At 69.5% G+C, this 19,164-nt stretch carries 17 protein-coding genes; 5 read left to right on the top strand and 12 right to left on the bottom strand.

Features of this window, described 5'->3' with window-relative positions:
- Window positions 1-17: 17 nt before the first annotated feature.
- Window positions 18-203, bottom strand: coding sequence for a thiazolylpeptide-type bacteriocin (locus ESZ52_RS08960; protein ID WP_131104640.1), 186 nt, complete (start codon window positions 201-203; stop codon window positions 18-20).
- Between the two features lie 302 nt (window positions 204-505).
- Here ESZ52_RS08960 and ESZ52_RS19270 point away from each other — a divergent pair, with 302 nt between their 5' ends.
- Window positions 506-673, top strand: coding sequence for a hypothetical protein (locus ESZ52_RS19270; RefSeq protein ID WP_181009864.1), 168 nt, complete (start codon window positions 506-508; stop codon window positions 671-673).
- 7 nt (window positions 674-680) lie between these two features.
- Here the strand turns inward: ESZ52_RS19270 and ESZ52_RS08955 are convergent, their stop codons facing one another.
- Complete coding sequence (locus ESZ52_RS08955; protein WP_131104639.1) at window positions 681-1,355, bottom strand: response regulator; 675 nt, start codon at window positions 1,353-1,355, stop codon at window positions 681-683.
- 226 nt (window positions 1,356-1,581) lie between these two features.
- Here ESZ52_RS08955 and ESZ52_RS08950 point away from each other — a divergent pair, with 226 nt between their 5' ends.
- Window positions 1,582-2,784 carry a sensor histidine kinase gene (locus ESZ52_RS08950; protein WP_131104638.1) on the top strand — a complete coding sequence of 401 codons (1,203 nt, stop codon included), beginning with the start codon at window positions 1,582-1,584 and terminating at the stop codon, window positions 2,782-2,784.
- A 121-nt stretch (window positions 2,785-2,905) separates the two neighbouring features.
- On the opposite strand, the gene ESZ52_RS19265 is transcribed toward ESZ52_RS08950, so the two are convergent.
- The 5 genes from ESZ52_RS19265 to ESZ52_RS19460 all read right to left on the bottom strand — a co-directional run bounded on the left by ESZ52_RS19265 (window position 2,906) and on the right by ESZ52_RS19460 (window position 8,636).
- Window positions 2,906-3,049 (bottom strand): hypothetical protein, encoded by a 144-nt coding sequence (locus ESZ52_RS19265; RefSeq protein ID WP_181009865.1) that lies wholly within the window; start codon window positions 3,047-3,049, stop codon window positions 2,906-2,908.
- Between the two features lie 193 nt (window positions 3,050-3,242).
- Complete coding sequence (locus ESZ52_RS08945) at window positions 3,243-5,066, bottom strand: NAD(P)/FAD-dependent oxidoreductase (protein WP_131104637.1); 1,824 nt, start codon at window positions 5,064-5,066, stop codon at window positions 3,243-3,245.
- Window positions 5,067-5,132: 66 nt separating this feature from the next.
- Complete coding sequence (locus tag ESZ52_RS08940; protein WP_131104636.1) at window positions 5,133-6,494, bottom strand: GntP family permease; 1,362 nt, start codon at window positions 6,492-6,494, stop codon at window positions 5,133-5,135.
- A 178-nt stretch (window positions 6,495-6,672) separates the two neighbouring features.
- Complete coding sequence (locus ESZ52_RS19465; RefSeq protein WP_131104635.1) at window positions 6,673-7,443, bottom strand: enoyl-CoA hydratase; 771 nt, start codon at window positions 7,441-7,443, stop codon at window positions 6,673-6,675.
- Complete coding sequence (locus ESZ52_RS19460) at window positions 7,443-8,636, bottom strand: CaiB/BaiF CoA transferase family protein (RefSeq protein ID WP_131104634.1); 1,194 nt, start codon at window positions 8,634-8,636, stop codon at window positions 7,443-7,445. Before ESZ52_RS19460 ends, ESZ52_RS19465 begins: the two co-directional genes overlap by 1 nt.
- A 167-nt stretch (window positions 8,637-8,803) precedes the next feature.
- Between ESZ52_RS19460 and ESZ52_RS08925 the strand changes: the two genes are divergently transcribed.
- Genes ESZ52_RS08925 through ESZ52_RS08915 form a run of 3 tightly spaced genes read left to right on the top strand, consistent with a single transcriptional unit; the run spans window position 8,804 to window position 13,408 of the window.
- Complete coding sequence (locus ESZ52_RS08925) at window positions 8,804-9,967, top strand: pyridoxal-phosphate-dependent aminotransferase family protein (RefSeq protein WP_131104633.1); 1,164 nt, start codon at window positions 8,804-8,806, stop codon at window positions 9,965-9,967.
- Complete coding sequence (locus tag ESZ52_RS08920) at window positions 9,964-12,954, top strand: FAD-binding and (Fe-S)-binding domain-containing protein (protein WP_131104632.1); 2,991 nt, start codon at window positions 9,964-9,966, stop codon at window positions 12,952-12,954. The genes ESZ52_RS08925 and ESZ52_RS08920 overlap by 4 nt, the downstream gene beginning before the upstream one ends.
- Window positions 12,955-12,979: 25 nt before the next feature.
- Window positions 12,980-13,408 (top strand): GlcG/HbpS family heme-binding protein, encoded by a 429-nt coding sequence (locus tag ESZ52_RS08915; protein WP_131104631.1) that lies wholly within the window; start codon window positions 12,980-12,982, stop codon window positions 13,406-13,408.
- A gap of 325 nt (window positions 13,409-13,733) precedes the next feature.
- Here ESZ52_RS08915 and ESZ52_RS08910 read toward each other — a convergent pair whose 3' ends face one another.
- From ESZ52_RS08910 to ESZ52_RS08890, 5 genes are all read right to left on the bottom strand, one after another.
- Entirely contained in the window at window positions 13,734-14,954 is a 1,221-nt protein-coding gene (locus ESZ52_RS08910; protein WP_131104630.1) for a phenylacetate--CoA ligase family protein, read from the bottom strand.
- Between the two features lie 78 nt (window positions 14,955-15,032).
- Window positions 15,033-15,893: an ABC transporter ATP-binding protein gene (locus tag ESZ52_RS08905; protein WP_425600042.1), complete on the bottom strand. Its 861-nt coding sequence runs from the start codon at window positions 15,891-15,893 to the stop codon at window positions 15,033-15,035.
- Window positions 15,890-17,098 carry an ABC transporter substrate-binding protein gene (locus ESZ52_RS08900; protein WP_131104629.1) on the bottom strand — a complete coding sequence of 403 codons (1,209 nt, stop codon included), beginning with the start codon at window positions 17,096-17,098 and terminating at the stop codon, window positions 15,890-15,892. The genes ESZ52_RS08905 and ESZ52_RS08900 overlap by 4 nt, the downstream gene beginning before the upstream one ends.
- A 92-nt stretch (window positions 17,099-17,190) precedes the next feature.
- Window positions 17,191-18,261: a branched-chain amino acid ABC transporter permease gene (locus ESZ52_RS08895; RefSeq protein ID WP_131104628.1), complete on the bottom strand. Its 1,071-nt coding sequence runs from the start codon at window positions 18,259-18,261 to the stop codon at window positions 17,191-17,193.
- Between the two features lie 7 nt (window positions 18,262-18,268).
- Window positions 18,269-19,141: a branched-chain amino acid ABC transporter permease gene (locus ESZ52_RS08890; RefSeq protein WP_131104627.1), complete on the bottom strand. Its 873-nt coding sequence runs from the start codon at window positions 19,139-19,141 to the stop codon at window positions 18,269-18,271.
- Between the last annotated feature and the right edge of the window lie 23 nt (window positions 19,142-19,164).

Below are 19,164 nucleotides of genomic sequence, written 5' to 3'. Positions count from 1 at the left end.
GGGCGGAGCGGGCGTCGTCAGCCGCAGGACCCCGAGGAGCAGCAGGAGCTGGAACCGCAGCAGGACGTCGAGGTGCAGGAGCTGGAACCGCTCGTCGCACCGGTCTCCGGCACTGCGACGGCCTCACGGACCGACATCACCTCCAGCCCGTCGAAGTCGAGGTCCGGCAGCTCGATGGTGGTGGTGAGGGTGGGAGCGGACATGTGCTTCTCCTTCATTGGATGGATGCCGGCGTTGGCACCGACCCCCTGAGCGTGGTGGACCCGGCCGGTCCCGGGCATCCACCGCTCGTCTCCCGCCGGGGAGACCTTGGACGGCCCGGCCGTGCGGCTTCGGGACGAGGAGGACCCCCACCAAAGGACCCCTCGATCAGCGACCTTCGGATGATCCGTCGCGCTCGTGGGCGTGCCTCAATGGGAACTGGTGAAGAGTCGCCCGCCACCCGACGGGTAGCCGCACAACCCCTGCGCCCTCTCCGTGCCGGCGCTGCCGAAAGGACACCCCGATGGAATACATCCCCTGGTACGCCTGGATCGTCCTCGTCGCGATCGTCGTCGCCGGCGTGGTCCAGCTGGTCCGCCTGACCCGCGGTGACGACCCCGACGCCTCCCCCGAGATGCGCTCACGCCTCGTGGCCCTCGAGGACCGGATCGAGCGGCTCGAGCGCCGCTGACCCGGCGCTACAGCTCGGCGAGCCCCAGCCGGTAGGCCGCGATCACGATCTGCACCCGGTCGCGGACGCCCAGCTTGGCCATGATGCGCCCGATGTGCGACTTCACGGTCGGCTCGGCCAGGTGCAGCTGCTGGGCGATCTCGCGGTTGGAGCAGCCCTCGCACAGCAGCCGGACGACGTCCATCTCCCGGTCGGTGAGGCCGAGCTCCTCCGCCGAGGAGGTCTCGCGCAGGTCGGCCTCGGGGTGGTCCACGACGCTGCGCACGAGGATCTCGGTCACCTGGGGGGAGACGACGAACTCACCGGCCACCGCCGCACGGATCCCGGCGATGATGTCGGCCGGGCTGGAGTCCTTGACGAGGTAGCCGCTGGCGCCGGCCTTGAGCGCCGGGATGACGTACTCCTGGGAGTAGAACGCCGTGACGGCGACGACCTTGACGTCCGGCACGGTCTCCAGCAGCTGGCGGGTGGCCTCGACGCCGTCCATGCGCGGCATCTGCAGGTCCATCACCACGACGTCGGGCTGCAGCGCCCGGGCCTGCTGGATCGCGACGATCCCGTCGGAGGCCTCTCCCACGACCTCCAGGTCGTCCTCGTTCTCGATGAAGACGCGCAGCGCCTGGAGCATGAGCTGCTGGTCGTCGACCAGGAGCAGTCGCATCTTCGCGGGTGCCTCCCCCATGAGGCTGCATGGTACACATACGACTTTTGTCTCATGCAGCGGGCGACAGAAGGTGGAGGCGGCGACCCTCCGGGCGGGGCCAGGATGGTGGCACCAGGTCACGCACCGGCTGACCGTTAGCGCAGATCACAGGAGATCTCATGCTCTCGTTCCCCGCACTCGTCGCCCTCCTCGTCGACATCATGGATCCCATGTTCCGCGTCCCGGGAGTCTGTAACATCTTCCCGTGGTTCTGCTGAGGTCGACGACGAGCCTTCCCGAGGGCCTGTGGCGAGCCAGACGGCTCCCGCAGGCCCTTCGTCTCGTCATCCTCGCGATCGCCCTCGTCGGCAACGGCGTCACCGCCTGGCGGGTCACCAACCAGGGCCCCGACGGGTTCGGGACGGTCGAGGCCGAGCTGGCCCTGTGCGTCCTGGACGTCTTCCTCTGGGCCACCGTGGCCTTCGCCCCCAGCCGCGCCTGGATCCCGGCGCTGCTGCTGCAGGCCTTCCTGCTCCTCACCGGCGCCGACCCCGGCTCGTTCACCATCGAGCTGCTGGTGATGATGGGGTTCGTCGCCTTCGCCGCCTCCCGCCACGCCTTCGTCATCCCCCTGGTGAGCACGGTCCTGTGGACGCTGATGCTGCCGCGGACCGCCGACGGCGTCGGGACCGCCCTGGTCGTCGCCTACCTGGCCCTCCTGGTCGTCCCCGTCGTCATCGGCCTGTCGCTGCGCTACCTGCTGGCCAGGCGCGAGCAGGACACCGCCACGATCGCCGACTTCGAGACCTCCACCAGGGCGGCCCTGAAGGAGCAGCGCGACGGGCTGGCCCGTGAGCTGCACGACATCGTCGCCCACGACCTCACGGTCATCGCCATGCAGGCCAGCGCCGGGGCGATCCGGACCAAGGACCCGGACGAGCGGGAGTCCTTCACCGTCATCGGCGACTCGGCCCGCTCCGCGCTGGACGACCTTCGCCTGCTGCTGCAGATCATGCGTGAGCCCCGCCAGGGCGGGGACATCGACCCGCCGGCCGCCGGCATCGACCTGGCCGGCGAGATCGCCGAGGTCGCGGGCCAGCTCGAAGAGCTCGGCCACCGTGTCACCACCCACGTCGGCGGCGACCTGTCCGCCATACCGGACGGGGTGCGCACCACCGTGCGCCGCGTCCTGCGTGAGGGCACGACCAACGTGCTCAAGCACGGCGCCGACCGCTCCGAGGTCTCGATCTCGACCGTGGTCCAGGACCAGCAGGTCGTCACCACGATCACCAGCGCACTGCCCGAGGTGAGCGACCAGCGCACCCTGCGCCACTTCGGGCGCTCCGGCTTCGGGCTCATCGGCCTGCGGGAGCGGGTGCAGCTGCTCCGCGGCCGGCTCGAGTCGGGGCCTCAGGAGGACGGCACCTTCGTGCTGACGGTCCTGCTGCCGCTGCGCCCCTCGTCGTAACGGCAGGTCGCTCGCACGTCGGCACCTGGCTCCTGCCGGACGGGTCGACCCCTGCAGCACGGGCACCGGGGCCTGAGCCTCCCTGCGGCTCAGGCCCCGGTGCCGGGACGTGCGAGGTGGGTCAGCGGATGTGGCAGTAGACCTGTCCGAGGATGATGTCGCAGCCCCCCGGGAGGAGCGTGACGGCACTGGAGGGCATGGCCATGCCGACCGCGATGCCGACGGTGGCCGTGCCGACGAGGAGCGTACGAACGATGCGCTTCATGGTGCTTCCTTCTCATGTGGGTGAGCCACGGTCGAGCCGCCTCTGCGCGAGATCCGCCGTGGTGACGGGGCACCCCGTCGACCGACATCCTGACCAGGGCCGGAGGAGGTAGGCATCGATCCCGAACGATCCCGAACGCATCGTCGTCGTCGAGCGGCCTCCCCGCGCGAGCCGGCGCCGGGCGGATGTCGACCTACGCCGTGTGGTGCACCTCCTGCAGCCGGTAGACCGGCGTGTCGATCCCCTCGAACCGCGCCTTGAGCTGCAGCGCCAGGTAGAGCGAGTAGTGCCGGGACTGGTGCAGGTTGCCGCCGTGGAACCACAGCGCCTCCTGCTGGGTGGGCTTCCACATGTTGCGCTGCTCGCCCTCCCACGGGCCCGGGTCCTTGGTGGTGTCCGAGCCCAGACCCCATACCTTGCCCACCTTGTCGGCGACCTCCTGGCTGATGAGGTCCGCGGCCCAGCCGTTCATCGACCCGTAGCCGGTGGCGTAGACGACCAGGTCGGCAGGCAGCTCGGTGCCGTCCTCGAGCACCACCGCGTCCTCGGTGAGGTGGTCCACCTGGCCGTGCACGAGCTTGACCTCGCCGTCGGCGACCAGCTCGGCGGCGCCGACGTCGATGTAGTAGCCGGAGCCGCGGCGCAGGTACTTCATGAACAGCCCTGACTCGTCGTCGCCGAAGTCGAGCCAGAACCCGGCCTTCTCCATCCGGTCGTAGAAGTCCTTGTCGCGCTCCTTCATCTGCTCATAGAGCGGGATCTGGAACTCGTGCATGATCCGGTAGGGCAGCGAGGCGAAGGTCATGTCCGCCTTCTCGGTCGTGACCCCCGCGGCGAGGGCGCGCTCGGAGTAGAGGTCCCCCAGGCCGATGTCCATCAGCGTCTCGCTCTTGACGATGTGGGTGGAGCTGCGCTGCACCATCGTCACGTCCGCGTCGTGCTCCCACAGCGCCCCGCAGATGTCGAAGGCGCTGTTGTTGCTGCCGATGACCACGACCTTCTTGCCGGCGTAGGCGTCCGGTCCCGGGTGGGCCGAGGAGTGGTGCTGGTCGCCGCGGAAGACGTCCTGACCCGGGATGTCCGGGACGTTCGGCTTGCCCGACATCCCGGTGGCGAGCACCAGCTGCCGGGGTCGCAGGGTGAGCGGCTTGCCCTCCCGCTCCACCTCGACCACCCACTGCCCGGCCTCCTGGTGGTATGCCGCGCTCGTCGCCACCGTGCTGCCCCAGTAGGGCACCTCCATGACCGTGGTGTAGGACTCGAGCCAGTCGGCGATCTTGTCCTTCGGCGCGAACACCGGCCAGTTGTCGGGGAACTTGAGGTAGGGCAGGTGGTCGTACCAGACCGGGTCGTGCAGGCACAGCGACTTGTAGCGGCTGCGCCACTGGTCCCCCGGCCGCGGGTGCTTGTCGATCACCAGCGACGGGACACCCAGCTGCCGCAGACGTGCGCCGAGCGCGATGCCCCCCTGGCCGCCGCCGACGACGAGGACGTAGGGCTGCTCGGTGCTGCCCAGGCTCTCGGCCTCCTGCTGGCGCTTCTCCTTCCAGGTCAGCCGACCCTTGTCCGCGCCGTGCTCGGCACCCATCTGCCGGCGGGTCCCGCGCGGCTCCTCGTGGCCCTTGAGCTCCTGCAGCGCGGTGAGGAAGGTCCAGGCCCCCTCGTCCTTGAGCCGCAGGTGACCCTGCCCACGACCCACGGCGGTCTCGAACTCGAACCAGGCCGTGACCACCCCGTCCTCCTCCGCGGGCGGCTCCGTGGTGCGGAAGCCCGACGGCTTGGTGCCCTCGAGGGTGTGGCGCAACAGGTCGCTCACCCCGTCGCGGTCCTCGACCGTGGTGATGTTCCAGGTGAAGGCGATGAGGTCCCGCCAGAACGAGGTGGGCGCGAACATCTCTGCCGCCCGCTCGACGTCGCCCGAAGTGAGTGCCTCCTCGAAAGCGGAGAACCACGCGTCGACGCGCGACTGCGGGTCGGTGGGCTGCGAGCTCGCGGTGGGCTCAAGGGTCCGGGTCATGGTCGTTCCTTCCGTCACAGCGCTGTGACCTGGAGCACACCACGACCCGGTCACCGCGCGCAAGGGTCAGACGATGCCGGTCGCCCACAGGATGACGACGCACGCCATGGCCACGACGCCGTTCACCAGCGTGACGCCGCCGTAGGAGATGAGCGCGGACTTCAGCGGCATCCTGGACAGCGACGTGCAGACCCAGAAATAGCTGGAGTTGACGTACTTGACGATGATCGAGCCGGACGCAGCGGCCAGCATCGCTGCCTCGGGCGACAGGTCCACCTGTCCCAGCAGGGGTGCGGTGATGGAGGCCGCCGTGATGACACCGACCGTGGTCGAGCCGGTGATGATGTTGCCGACGATGCCCAGGACGAAGGGCAGGAAGATGATGGGCAGGCCGGTCGCGGCCACGCCCTCGGCGATGACGTCGACGGCAGGGGTACCGCGCAGGATCTGGCTCAGCGAGCCACCCAGTCCGGTCACCATGATGATCATGGCCGATCCGCGCAGCGCCTCCTCGACCCACGCGTCCCGTCGGTTCTCGGAGTCCTCCTTGCCGGTCATCTTGATGGACAGGATGTAGGCGATGATGACGCCCACGCCGAGGGCGAAGACGGGCCAGCTGATGAACGTGATGATCTCGTGGGCGAAGGTGCCCTCGTCCAGGAGCAGGTTGGCGAAGCTGCCGCCGGCGATCAGGATCAGCGGGACGATGATGGGCGCGTAGGAGAGGCCGATCGGGGGGAGCTTCTTGCCCTGCTCGGTGAACGACTGGCCGAGGAACTCCTCCGACGGCGGAGAGGTGACCTTGCTGCCGATGAGCATGGCGTAGCCCCACCCGGCGAGCGATGCCACGAAGGTGACCCCGGAGCCGATGAGGATGACCCTGCCCAGGTCGGCCTCGAGCAGCGCGACCGCCGCGAGCGGACCCGGGGTAGGCGGCACCATGGCGTGGGTGGTCTGCATCGCACCGACGAGCCCGGTCGCCATGGTGGCCATCGACGCGCCGCTGGCGATCGCCGCCCCGTGGACCAGCGGGTTGAGGATCACGTAACCCACGTCGGAGAAGATGGCGATGCCGATGATGAAGCCGGCGAAGGTCAACGCCAGCGGCATGCGCTGCCGTCCGACGAGCTTGATCATCGAGTCCGTGATGCGCTCGACACCGCCCGAACGCTTCAGCATCTCAGCGATCAGCGAGCCGAGGACGATCACCACCGCGATCTCCTCGATCGTCCCGCCGAAGCCGGCGACGAAGGCATCGACGAACGCGCCGCGGTCCACCCCGGGCAGGAACGCGAACAGGATGATCGGCAGCAGCAGAGCCGTGAAGACGTGCCACTTGTACCGCGCGATCAGGAAGAACAGCACGATGATCACCGCGCCGAACCCGATCAGTGTGAGCGGCACACTTTCGAGGATGACGTCGTCCATGGACTCCTCCTTGAGTCTCGACCCCGGTCATTGCTGAGCTTCTGCACAGCGGTATGAGTCTTCCACCAAGTGGAAGACTCGGGCGGAGCAGGCCCAGTATGGGCAGCCCCTGACCGGGCTGTCAATGGCCCCAGGAGGCCAGAACCGGATCGGTCGCAGGCCCCCTGGGATGGTCTCACTACGCCCCCCGCCAAACCGGACGGGTCTTGTCGACGAACGCCTGGACACCGCTGCGGAAGTCCTCGCTGCCGTAGACCCGAGCGATCATCTGCTCCTCGCTGGTGGGCAGCGGCACGCCCGCGGTCGCCCGCAGCATGCCGCGCGAGGCCCACAGGGTCAACGGGGCGTGCGCGGCGAGACGACCCACCACCTCGGAGACCATCGCGTCGAAACCCTCCGTCGGCGCCACCTCCTGGACGAAGCCGACGTCCAGCATGCGGGTAGCGGGAAGCAAGCGGCCGAGGAGGAGCAGCTCACCCGCGGTCCCGCGACCCATGAGCCGAACCAGGCGATCGACGTTGGCGGCGGAGAGGCAGTTGCCCAGGGTGCGGGCGATCGGCACGCCGAAGACCGCCGACTCATCGGCGACCCGCAGGTCGCACGCGGCCGCGAGCGCGAGCCCTCCGCCGACGCACGCCCCCTCGACCGCCGCGACGGTGACGGCGTCGACGGAAGCCAGCGTCGACACGATCTCCTCGACGCGCGCCTCATACCGCACCCCGTCCGAGCCGTCCTCGAACTCCAGGAACTGACTGATGTCGGTCCCGGCCACGAACGCCCCGCCAGAGCCGCGCAGCAGCAGCACCCGCAGACTCTCATCGGCGTTGACCCGGCCACAGGTCTGGAGCAGTTCCTCATACATCGCCCAGGTCATGGCGTTGCGCGCCTCCGGGCGGTCGAAGGTGACGGTGAGGACCGGACCGTCGACGTTCGTCGTCAACTGTGTCATCAGTCCTCCTCCGCCGGGGCCTCACGATGGTTCGGGGAGGGGTCCTGCGGGTCCCGCAGGAGGGGGGCGAGCACGCGTTCGGTGTCGGCGCCGAGGTCGGGGCCGGGGCCGTCGCGCCTGGTCCGCAGGCGGCGGAAGTGCACCGGGCTGCCCAGCTGCCGCTGCGGCCCGAGCTCCTCGGACTCCGCGTCCCAGAAGAACTGCCGCGCGCGCAGGTGCTCGGAGGCGAAGACCTCGTCGAACTCAGCCACCGGTGCGCAGGGCACGCCAGCCTCCTCCAAGCGCTCCAGCAGCTGGGCGGAGGTCAGCCCGCGGGTATGCCGCTCCAGTGCCGGGATCAGCTCGTCCCGGTGGTCGAAACGCGTCTGTGAAGTCGCGTAGCGCTCGTCGTTCAGAAGCTCCTCCGCGTCGAGCACCTCGCACAGCGCCTGCCATGTCGCTGGCGTGATCGCGCCGAAGGTGACGTAGCCGTCCTGGGTCGGCATCGCCTGGTAGGGCGCCTGCGACTGGTGGGCCGACCCGTGCCTTCCGCCAGCCCGTCCACCGCCGAAGTGCTTGCCCGCCTCCCACACCGCCAGTGACACCGCCGACTCGTAGAGCGAGACGTCGATGACGTCGCCGCGGCCGGTGCGCTCACGGTCGCGCAGCGCCGCCAGGATGCCGATGGTGGAGTACAGCCCTGCGGACAGGTCGGCGACGGGTATGCCGAGCTTGGCCGGCTCGCCGTCGGGTTCGCCGGTGATGCTCATCAGGCCCGAGCGCGCCTGGGCCATGATGTCCAGCCCTGGGTGCGAGGCTAGGGGACCTGTCTGGCCCCAGCCGGAGACGGAGCAGTAGATCAACCGGGGGTTGCGCTCCAGGAGCACGTCAGGGCCGAGCCCGGCGCGGGAGAGCGCTCCGGGGCGCAGGTTCTCGACCAACACGTCGGCATCGTCCAGAAGTGCCAGCATCGCCGCATGCCCCTCGGCCGTCTTGTAGTCCACCGTCACAGACTCCTTGTTGCGGTTTAGCCGCAGGAACGGTGAGGAGCGTCCTTGCACCATCGGGCCGACCTGACGGGTGGGGTCCGGCATGGTCGGCGACTCCACCTTGATCACTCGCGCCCCGAGGTCGGCGAGCTGCATGGTGGCGAACGGAGCCGCCATGAACACCCCGACCTCCACCACGGTGATGCCGGCCAGCGGTGCCACCATGGATGCACGGCTCCTTACTCAGTGGGATGTCGCGTGTGAAAGCCAGATTCCATCTGGCGGAATAAAAGTTTCGTTCGATGTTATACGCTGCCCCCATGTCGCCCGCCGCGTCAAGCGGTGACCGGACAGAGCTCCGCTGAAAATCCAGACAGAGAGGTCTCCCCCTCATGGGTCGTCACTTCCTTCAGATCCCCGGTCCCTCACCCGAGCCAGACGCCGTCCTGCGCGCGATCTCCGCGACGACGATCGACCACCGAGGCCCCGAGTTCCAGCAACTCGGGCGGCGAGTGCTCGAGGCGATCAAGCCGGTCTTCGGCACGACCAACCCGGTCATCATCTACTCCTCTTCCGGCACCGGCGCCTGGGAGGGCGCGCTAGCCAACACCTTGTCTCCCGGTGACCAGGTGCTCTTCTACGAGACCGGCCACTTCGCCAGCCTGTGGGTCGAGATGGCCTCACGCCTCGGGCTGAAGCCAGAGGTGATCGACTCCGACTGGCGCCACGGGGTGGACCCCGAGGCGATCGGGGAGCGACTGGAGCAGGACACCGACCACACCATCAAGGCGGTGTGCTGCGTCCACAACGAGACTTCTACCGGCGTGACCAGCGACATCCGCGCCGTACGCGACGCCATCGACGCAGCCGGTCACCCGGCGCTGCTCATGGTCGACACCATCTCCGGCCTGGGATCGGCCGAGTACCGGCACGACGAGTGGGGTGTCGACGTCACCATCGCCGGCTCCCAGAAGGGCCTCATGCTCCCGCCGGGCCTGGGCTTCAACGCGGTCAGTGACAAGGCGATCGAGGCCTCCCGGCGCGGAGGTGCAGCTCGGTCCTACTGGGACTGGGAGCCGATCCTGGCCGCCAACGAGCGGGGCTTCTGGCCCACCACGCCGTCCACCAACCTGCTCTTCGGTCTGGAGGTCGCCCTCCAGATCTTCCAGGAGGAGGGGATGGAGAACGTCCTGGCCCGGCACCAGCGCCACGCGGCTGCCACCCGCGCCGCGGTCAACGCCTGGGGCCTGGAGGTGCTCTGCCTCGACGAGCGCTACCACTCCCCCGTCCTCACCGCCGTCCTCATGCCCGAGGGGCACGACGCCGACGCCTTGCGGGCGCTGATCCTGGACCGGTTCGACATGTCGCTCGGCGCGGGCCTGGGCAAGCTGGCCGGCACCGTCTTCCGCATCGGCCACCTGGGCTGGATCAACGACCTCACGCTGCTGGGCGCCCTCGCCGGCGTGCAGATGGGACTGCGCCTCTCGGACGTCCCGGTCGCCGACGACGGCGTCGTGGCGGCGATGGCCGTCCTCGAGGAGGGTGCCCGCGCATGACCAGCACCACCGCTCCACCGTCACCCGCGCCCGCTGCCCCCTCCGACCTCGAGCGCGAGCTGCGCGAGGCTCTCTCCGGGGAGGTCGCCTTCGACGACTACACCCGGCACCTGTTCTCGCGGGACGCGAGCATGTACACCCTCATGCCGGAGGGTGTGGTCTTCCCCCGCGACACCGCCGACGTCGCGGCCGCGGTGAAGATCGCGGCACGGCACGGGATACCCGTCACTGCACGTGGGGCCGGCACCTCCCTGGCCGGGCAGACCACCAGCGAGGGCCTGATCCTGGACCTGTCGCGCCACATGCGTCAGATCCGCAGCCTCGACCCCGAGGGTCGGCGTGCCATCGTCCAGCCGGGCGTCGTGCAGGACGACCTCAACCGGGCAGCGGCCCCCCACGGGCTGATGTTCGGACCGGACACCTCGACCTCCAACCGCGCCACCATCGGCGGGATGATCGGCAACAACTCGGCCGGGTCGGGGTCCGTGCGCTACGGCATGACGATCGACCACGTCCGTTCCCTGGAGGTGGTCCTCGCCGACGGCACGGTCACCCGGCTCGAACCGCTCACCGAGGAGCAGCGGGCGCGCCGCGCCGAGGAGCCCGGTCTCGCCGGCGCAATTCACCGCGGACTGCCCGACATCGTCCAGGCGTACCGACCCTCGATCGACGAGGGGTTCCCGCCGTTCTGGCGCCGTGCCTGCGGCTACCGGTTGGACCGTCTGGTCTCCGACGAGGTCCCTCAGCCCTTCGACCTCGCCAAGTTTGTCGTCGGCGCCGAGGGCACCCTGGTCGTGGTGACCGAGGCCGAGGTGGACCTGGTGCCCAAGCCCAGGCACACCGTCTTCGCCGTGGGCCACTTCACCAGTCCGCAGGCCGCCATCGAGGCCACGACCGACGCGCTGGCGCTCGACCCAGCGCAGGTCGAGCTGATGGACCGCACAATTCTCGACCTGTCACGCAGCAAGATCGAGTACGCCGGCCTGGGCGAGGTGCTGGTGGGCGACCCCGACGCGCTGCTTTTCGTCTCCTTCACCGGCGAGGACCTCGACGAGCTCGGCGCGCAGGTCGACGCCGTCTCGCGCATCTGGGAGCAGCACGGGCATGGCTACGCCACCCTGCGCCTCATCACGCCCGCGGAGCAGCAGTCCCTGATGAAGGTGCGCAAGTCGAGCCTTGGCCTGCTCATGGCTGCCAGCCAGGGGACCAACCGCCCGCTCGCCTTCGTCGAGGACACTGCGGTGCCGCCGGAGGTGCTCGCGGACTACACGACCCGCTTCAAGGACATCCTCGACGCCGAGGGCATGACGGCCGGCTTCTACGGGCACGCGTCCGTCGGCTGCCTGCACATCCGGCCCTTCGTCGACCTTGCCGACCCTGACGAGGTGGCCAAGATGCGCCGAGTCGCTGTCCAGGTCAAGGACCTCGTCCGGGAGTTCGGCGGAGTCAATTCCTCTGAGCATGGGGACGGGCTGGCCCGCAGCGAGTTCAACCGTGAGATCTTCGGCGACGACCTCTACGAGGCGATGCGCGAGGTCAAGGCCCTCTTCGACCCGGCCGGTACCCTCAACCCCGGCAAGATCGTCAACGCGCCCCCCATGACCGACAACCTGCGCGACGCGGCGCTGCCGCCGGCGCCGATGTTTCGGACCCGCCTGGACTTCTCCGTCAACGGCGGCATGCGCGGGGCCGCGGACCGGTGCATGAACATCGGGGTCTGCCGCAAGACCCACGTCGGGGCGATGTGCCCCTCCTACATGGCCACCCTGCAGGAGGAGGACTCGACCCGAGGTCGGGCCAACGCCCTGGTCAAGGCGCTGTCCGAGGCCGACCCCAAGGCGGCCCTCGGCGACGAGCGGCTGCACGAGGTGCTGGACCTCTGCCTGATGTGCAAGGCCTGCAAGTCGGAGTGCCCACTGGGCGTCGACATGGCCAAGCTCAAGAGCGAGACGCTCTCCCACCGCCACGACGTGCACGGCATACCTCCCCGCTCGCGGGTGTTCGGCTCGATCCGCAGCCTCAACAAGCTCGGCTCCCGCATGGCTCCCGCCGCGAACCTGGCGGGCAAGGTAGGGCCCGGGCGCAAGGCGATGGAGAAGGCGCTGGGCATCGCCCACCAGCGTCCGCTGCCGACCTTCCACTCCAAGAACCTGATCAGGTGGTTCGACCGGCGCGGTCCCGGGAGTCCCGTGCAGCCTGCGCCGGCCGACGCTGGGACCGTCCGTTTCCTCGCCGACTCGTTCACCTCCTTCACCGAGCCGCACATCGGGCGGGCGGCGATCGAGCTGCTAGAGCGCGCTGGTTGGGGCGTCGACCTGGTCAGCTCCGGCTGCTGCGGGCGCTCAGCCCTGTCCAAGGGGCTCGTCGACCAGGCGAAGGCCAGCGCCGCGGACCTGATATCGACACTGGCGGCCGGCTCGCAGGAGTCGCCGATCGTGGGGTGCGAGCCCTCGTGCCTGTTCACCCTGCGCGACGAGACGCTGTCAATGCTGCCTGGCGACGCCCGGGCGGTATCGGTGGCGGGCCGCGTCCGACAGGTAGAGGAGCTGCTCACCGAGGCGATCGACTCCGGCGCGCTCGAGCTGGCCGCCGACTCGTGGCTCGCTGGGAGGCGCATCCTCTACCACGGCCACTGCCACCAGAAGGCCGAGGTCGGCACGGCCGCGACGGTGGCGCTGCTGCGGCGGATCCCCGGCGCCGAGGTGATCGAGGTCGACGCCGGCTGCTGCGGCATGGCGGGGTCCTTCGGCTACGAGGCTGAGCACTACGAGATCTCCATGCAGATCGGTGAGGACCGGCTCTTCCCCGCCGTCCGGGCTGAGACGGCCGAGACCGTCATCTGCGCGACGGGGACTTCCTGCCGCGAGCAGATCTTCCACGGCACTGAGCGCAGCGCCTGGCACCCCGTCGAGCTGGTCCGCGAGGCGCTGGTGGCGGCGGGTAGCCGGAGCGCGGACCGTACCGCCGCTGACGAGCGCATGCCCTGACTCTTCAAGCACCAGGAGCACTGTCATGACAATTGATCTGGAGGCGGCCCGTCGCCTCATCGCCGGAGCGCGTGCCGCGGCCAAGGACCGCGGGCTCAAGCCCCTCACCGTGGTCGTCCTCGACGCGGGCGGCCACGTGGTGTCGGCCGAGCGTGAAGACGGCTCGTCCGCCAGGCGCTTCGACATCGCCTACGGCAAGGCGCACGGGGCCATCGCCATGGGTCTAGGCTCCCGTGCCCTCATGGCCAGGGCCGAGCAGCAGCCGTACTTCATCGCCGCAGCCACCTCCGCGATCGGGGGTGCGCTCGTGCCGGTGCCTGGCGGGGTACTCGTCCGTGACGGCCAGGGCACCCTCCTGGGGGCCGTAGGCATCACCGGGGACAGCTCGGACAACGACGAGGCCGCGGCGGTGGCCGCTATCGAGGCTCTCGGGCTGACGGCACAGACCGAGTAGATCCTGGCGGTGATCGCCGCGCGCAGAGCCGCGAACCTCCTCCCCCTCGGTGTGATGACCCTCCTCTGAGCAGATGGTGAGTCACCCTGAGGAGGAACCGATGCCTCCCACCACGCTGCCGTCGGCGAGGACATGCCGGCTGGCCGCTGCGTCCGCACAACCTGGATCCCACGTTCTGGTGGTGGAGACAACGCGCGGAGGGGTGAGTCCTCAGCACAACCTTGACCCCAGATCGTGCAGGGCCGGCAGGTGAGGCTGCTGAGGCGCGAGTGGCTGGAGATCCAGAAGTTCCGAGGCAAGACAGCCTGCGGGTGGCCGCCGCGCCTCAGCTCCAGTCGCGGCGGTCCACGATGGAGCCCTCGCCTTCGCCCAGGTCGTCCACGACCTGCACGTCGGTGCGGAAGCGCAGGCCGTCGCGGATCCGCGTGGTGAGCGAGGACGCTAGCTCCTCCGACGCCACGCTGCCGTCGACCACGACGTGGCAGGCCAGCTGATCGACGTGGTCGACGCGGTCGATGACGAAGCGGTAGTCCCGCACACCGGGCACGCCGTCCATCACGGCCACCACCTGGCGCGGGTGCAGGAACATGCCCTTGACCTTGACCGCCTGCCCGACGCGGCCCAGCACACCGCGCAAGCGCGGCGTGCCGTCCGGACCGAGCATCCAGCCGGACAGGTCACCGGTGCCGAAGCGGATCAGTGGGTAGTCGGCGCGCAGCAACGAGATGACCACCTCGCCCTCGGTCTCGTCGGTCACCGGCTCCCCGGTGCCGATCGCGCACACCTGCACGTCGACCCCGTCGGCGAGCACCAGCCCCTGGCCGGGCTCCTCCCCCGCAGGCTCCCACGCCAGCAGCCCCGTCTCGCCCGTGCCGTAGGCCATCCGCAGGTGCGGCACCCGCTCGCTCAGCACCGCCCGCAGCGAGTCCGGCAGCGGCTCGGCGGTGACCAGCGCCCGCTCCAACCGCCACCGCTCCGCAGGGAGCCCGGCCTTGTCGAAGGCCTCGGTCAGCGCCTTGAGGTAGGACGGCAGCCCGGTGTAGGCGCTGACCCCCAGGTCGGCGATCGCCCGGGCCTGCAGGTCCTGGTTGCCGATGCCGCCCGGGAGCACCGAGGCGCCGACCGAGCGCGCACCCTGCTCCAGCATCGCCCCCGCCGGCGACAGGTGGTAGCCGAAGCAGTTGAGCACCACATCACCCGACCCCACGCCCAGGTCACCCAGCGCCTGGCCCCAGCGCCAGTCGGCGTCGACCAGTTGCGGCTCGTAGAGCGGCCCCGGCGACTGGAACCAGCGGGCGACCTGCGCCTCAGCCGCCAGCAGCCCACCGTGCGGGGGCTCGGTGCGCTGCCGCTCGACCAGGTCGTCCTTGGACAGGACCGGCAGCGCACCCAGGCCGGGCGAGCCGCATACCGCCTCCACGTCCGTGCCCGCCTGCGCGAGGCGCGCCGCGAAACCCGACACACGCTCGGCCGCGCCGCGCACCACCTCCGCCAGCGCCGGCGCCAGGGCCTCAGCCCGCTGTTGCAGGGCAGCCTCGATCGACATGGGTCCTCTTTTCCTTGCAGTTCGGTATGCGGTAGGCGGTGCCGGCCGTGCGTCCTCGTGCCGGGCACCGCGGGTCGGTCACAACCAGCGCTTGCGCCGCTTGTAGTGCTTGACGTCCCGGAACGACTTGCGGCCGCCCTCGTCCCCGAGACCGAGGTAGAACTCCTTGACGTCCGGGTTCTCCCGCAGCTCGGCGGCCGGGCCCTCGAGCACGATCCGGCCCTGCTCCATGATGTAGCCGTGGTCGGCGACCTCCAGGGCCCGGCGAGCGTTCTGCTCGATGACCAGCACGGTCAGCCCGGTCTCCTCGTTGAGGCGCTTGACGTAGCCGAAGATCTCCTGCACCAGCAGCGGTGCCAGGCCCAGCGACGGCTCGTCGAGCATGAGCAGCTGCGGCCGCGACATCAGCGCCCGCCCGATGGCCAGCATCTGCTGCTCGCCGCCGGAGAGGTAGCCCGCGACCCGGTTGCGCATGTCGGCCAGCTTCGGGAAGAACTCGTAGACCGTGTCCAGGTCCTCGGCCGACTCCTTCCCGCTGCGGGTGTAGGCGCCGGCCACGAGGTTCTCGGCGATGGTGAGGTGCTCGAAGACGTGCCGCCCCTCCATCACCAGGCTCATGCCGCGCTTGACCCGGGCGGGGGCGTCCATCCTGGTGATGTCCTCACCCTTGAACAGGACCGACCCGTCGGTGACCTCGCCCCGCTCGCTGGGCAGCAGCCCGGAGACGGCCTTGAGGGTGGTCGACTTGCCCGCCCCGTTGGAGCCCAGGAGCGCCACGATCTGGTGCTCCGGCACCGCCAGGGACAGGCCCCGCAGCACCAGGATCACGCCGTCGTAGATGACCTCGACGTTGTTGAGGACGAGCATGGCCGGGTCGGCCCCGGTGGGGGCGGCCCTGGTGTGCTGGGCCGCCCCCGCCGGAGTCGCAGCGGTGCTCATGGCGTGGCGCCCGCCTCGACCTCGACCATCTGGCCGCCCTCGGCCCGGTAGACACCGGTGCCGGTGGAGCCGCGGTGGCTGTCGGCGGAGAACTCGACGCTGCCCTCACCGACGACGCCGCCGGTGTCGATCGCGCCCATCGTCTCCAGGGCCTCCCGGATCATCGGCCCGGTGATGTCCTCACCGTCACTGTTCTCCACCGCGTGCCGGATGCCTTCGGCCATGATGTGCATGACGTACCAGCCCTGCACCCACGAGGTGCCGATGGTCTCGGGGTCGATGCCCTCCTCCTCGAGGTACTCGTTGATGACGCCGTGGCCCTCCTTCTCCACGCCGAGCGGGGCGAACGGCTGGATCAGCATGTGGCCCTCGGCAGCCTCCTCGCCGGCGGTGTCGATGAACAGCTCGTTGCCGCACCAGTTGAGGCAGACGATCGTCATGTCGAGGTTCTGGTCGGCGATGTCCCTGGCGACCAGCGCGGCCGGGCTGGCGACGTTCTGGATGACGATGTACTGCGCGCCCTGGCTCTGCGCCTGGTTGAGCAGGCCGACGTAGTTCTGCTGGCCACCGGGCATGGCGTAGGCCTGGTAGCCGAGGCCGTAGCCGTTCTCCTCGATCCACGCCTCGCCGTCGGCGACCGGGGCGGTACCGAAGGGGCTGTCGTTGTGGAAGACGGCGACCTCGGCTTCGCCGCCGGAGTCCTCGTTGATCCAGTTCAGGGCGACGCGCATCTGGTCGGAGTAGGTGGGTGCGACGACGAAGTTGTAGGGCGCCTCGTTCGGGTCGGTGAGCGACTCGGCGAACGAGCCGGACATGAACGGCAGCTCGTCCTGGGCGACGCGCGTGTGCAGCGCCTCGGTGTCGCCCGTACCCCAGCCCTGGACGGCGACGACGCCGTCGTTGAGGTACTGGCGGTAGAGGTCCTCGGCCTGCGGCACCTCGTAGGCGTAGTCGTTGGAGTCGGCCTCGATCTGCCGGCCGTCGATGCCGCCCTCGGCGTTGAGGTGGTCGATGTAGGCGAGCATGCCCTCGTTGTAGGGCGTGCCGACGTCACCGGTGGCGCCGGTCAGGTCCGCGATGATGCCGATCGGGATCGGGCTGGCCTCACCGTCGCCACCTCCGCCGTCGCCGTTGCCGCAGGCCGACAGCCCCAGCGTCAGAGCAGCGAGTGAGGCGATCAGGGCGCCACGTCGAGTGCGGTTCATGGGTCTCTCCTTGAGGGTGTTGAGCAGGTATGTCGTGCGCTGGGTCGGGATGGGTGGCAACGGAGGTGCGGGTGGTGGGTCGGTCACGGGGGCTAGTAGCGGAAGGGCCAGAACCGGAAGTACTCCTTGATCCGTTCCCAGAGCCGGTTCAGCCCTCTGGGTTCGATGATGAGGAAGAGGATGATGACCAGGCCGAAGATGGCGTTCTGCACCGCGGGCAGCTGGTTGCTCAGGAACGGCACGGCCGACTCGAAGGCGTTGGCGACGTTGCGGATGACCACCGGCAGCAGGGTGATGAAGATCGCCCCGTAGACCGAGCCGGCGATGCTGCCGAGGCCGCCGACGATGATCATGGCCAGGTAGGTGATGGAGACCTGCAGGGTGAACTTCTCCCACGAGACGACCTCGCTGTAGTGCGCCGTGAGGGCGCCGGCGAGGCCGACGAAGCCGGAGGAGACGGCGAAGGCCGTCAGCTTGGCCCGGGTCAGGTTGACACCGATCGCCTCGGCCGCGATGTCCTGGTCGCGCACCGCCATGAACGAGCGGCCCAGGCCGGTGCGGAAGAGGTTGCGGGCGGCCATCACCGACAGCACGGCCAGGATCGCGAGGATGACGTACCACTGCCGCTCGAAGACGTCCCGGCCGCCGACCTGGAAGCCCAGGAAGCCGAAGCGCTCGACGTTGATGTAGCCCAGCCCGCCGGTGAGGAAGTCACCGATGTCGCGGCGGATGAGGAACTCGATGATCTGCTGGCTGGCCAGCGTGGCGATCGCCAGGTACAGCCCCTTGAGCCGCAGGCCGGGCAGGCCGAAGAAGGTGCCGACCACCGCGGTCATGATCACCGCGAAGGCGATGGCGAGCGGGGTCGGCATACCCATCCGGTCCGAGAGGATCACCGAGGTGTAGGCGCCCACGGCGAGGAAGCCGCCCTGGCCCAGGGAGATCTGGCCGGTGTAGCCGACCAGGATGTTGAGGCCGACGGCGCCGATGACGGCGATGAGGATCGTGTTGGCGATCGACATCCAGTAGTTGTCGAGGACGAACGGCAGGACGACGAGCAGCACGCCCATCAGCGCGAGCCGGACGTACTCCGCCCGGGTCGCCCGCAGCTTCAGCTCGGAGGTGTAGGACCGGTGGTGCACGCCGGTGGCGGTCATGGCCATGGTCTGCTCACACCCTCTCGATACGGGTCTCGCCGAACAGCCCGTAGGGCTTCACCAGCAGGATGAGGACAAGGACGATGTAGGGGACGACGGTGGCCAGCCCGGCCTCCCAGTAGGTGCCCGTGGCCTGGATGAGCAGGCCCATGATCATGCCGCCGACGATCGTGCCGGGCACCGAGTCCAGGCCGCCGAGGATGACGACGGGGAAGACGAGCAGGCCGAACGCCGCGATGTTCTGGTCGACCGTGGAGATGTCGGCGAGCAGGACGCCGGCGATGAGCGCGCTGACGCCGGCCAGCGCCCAGGACATGGCGAAGATGCGTCGCACCGAGATGCCCTGCGTCATCGCCGCCTGCTGGTCGTCGGCCACGGCGCGCATCGCGATGCCGTGCCGGGACTTGCGGAAGAAGAGCGTGAACGCGGTGAGCACGACCGCGGCGACGAGGATGACGAGCAGCCGGTTGAGCGGAACCGTGGCACCCAGGATGTCCACGGACCCACGGGGCAGGATCGCCGGCATCGACCGCGGGTTGGTGCCGTAGAACATCTGCACCAGCGCCCGCAGCAGCGAGGACAGCCCGATCGTGACCATGATGATGCTGATAGCGCTCTCGCCGATCATCGGCCGCAGGATGAGCCGCTCGACGAGCACGCCGATGAGGGTGGCGACCACGACCCCGACGACGACGGCCACCAGCAGCGGCAGCCCCATCACCACGAACGCGGTGTAGAACATGTAGGCGCCCACCAGCAGGAACTCGCCCTGGGCGAAGTTGATGACGGACGTGGCCTTGTAGATCAGCACGAAGCCGAGCGCGGCCAGCGCCAGGATCGCCCCGTCGGCCAGCCCGTAGGCCAGCACACTGACGAACGTACTCATCGCGCCTCCCTCGCTGAGCTCCG

Origin of the sequence: Ornithinimicrobium sufpigmenti (genome assembly GCF_004322775.1) — a bacterium.
Classification (GTDB): Bacteria; Actinomycetota; Actinomycetes; order Actinomycetales; family Dermatophilaceae; genus Ornithinicoccus; species Ornithinicoccus sufpigmenti.
The sequence above is the reverse complement of the archived record's forward strand: the minus strand, read 5'-3'. Positions and strand labels throughout refer to the sequence as shown.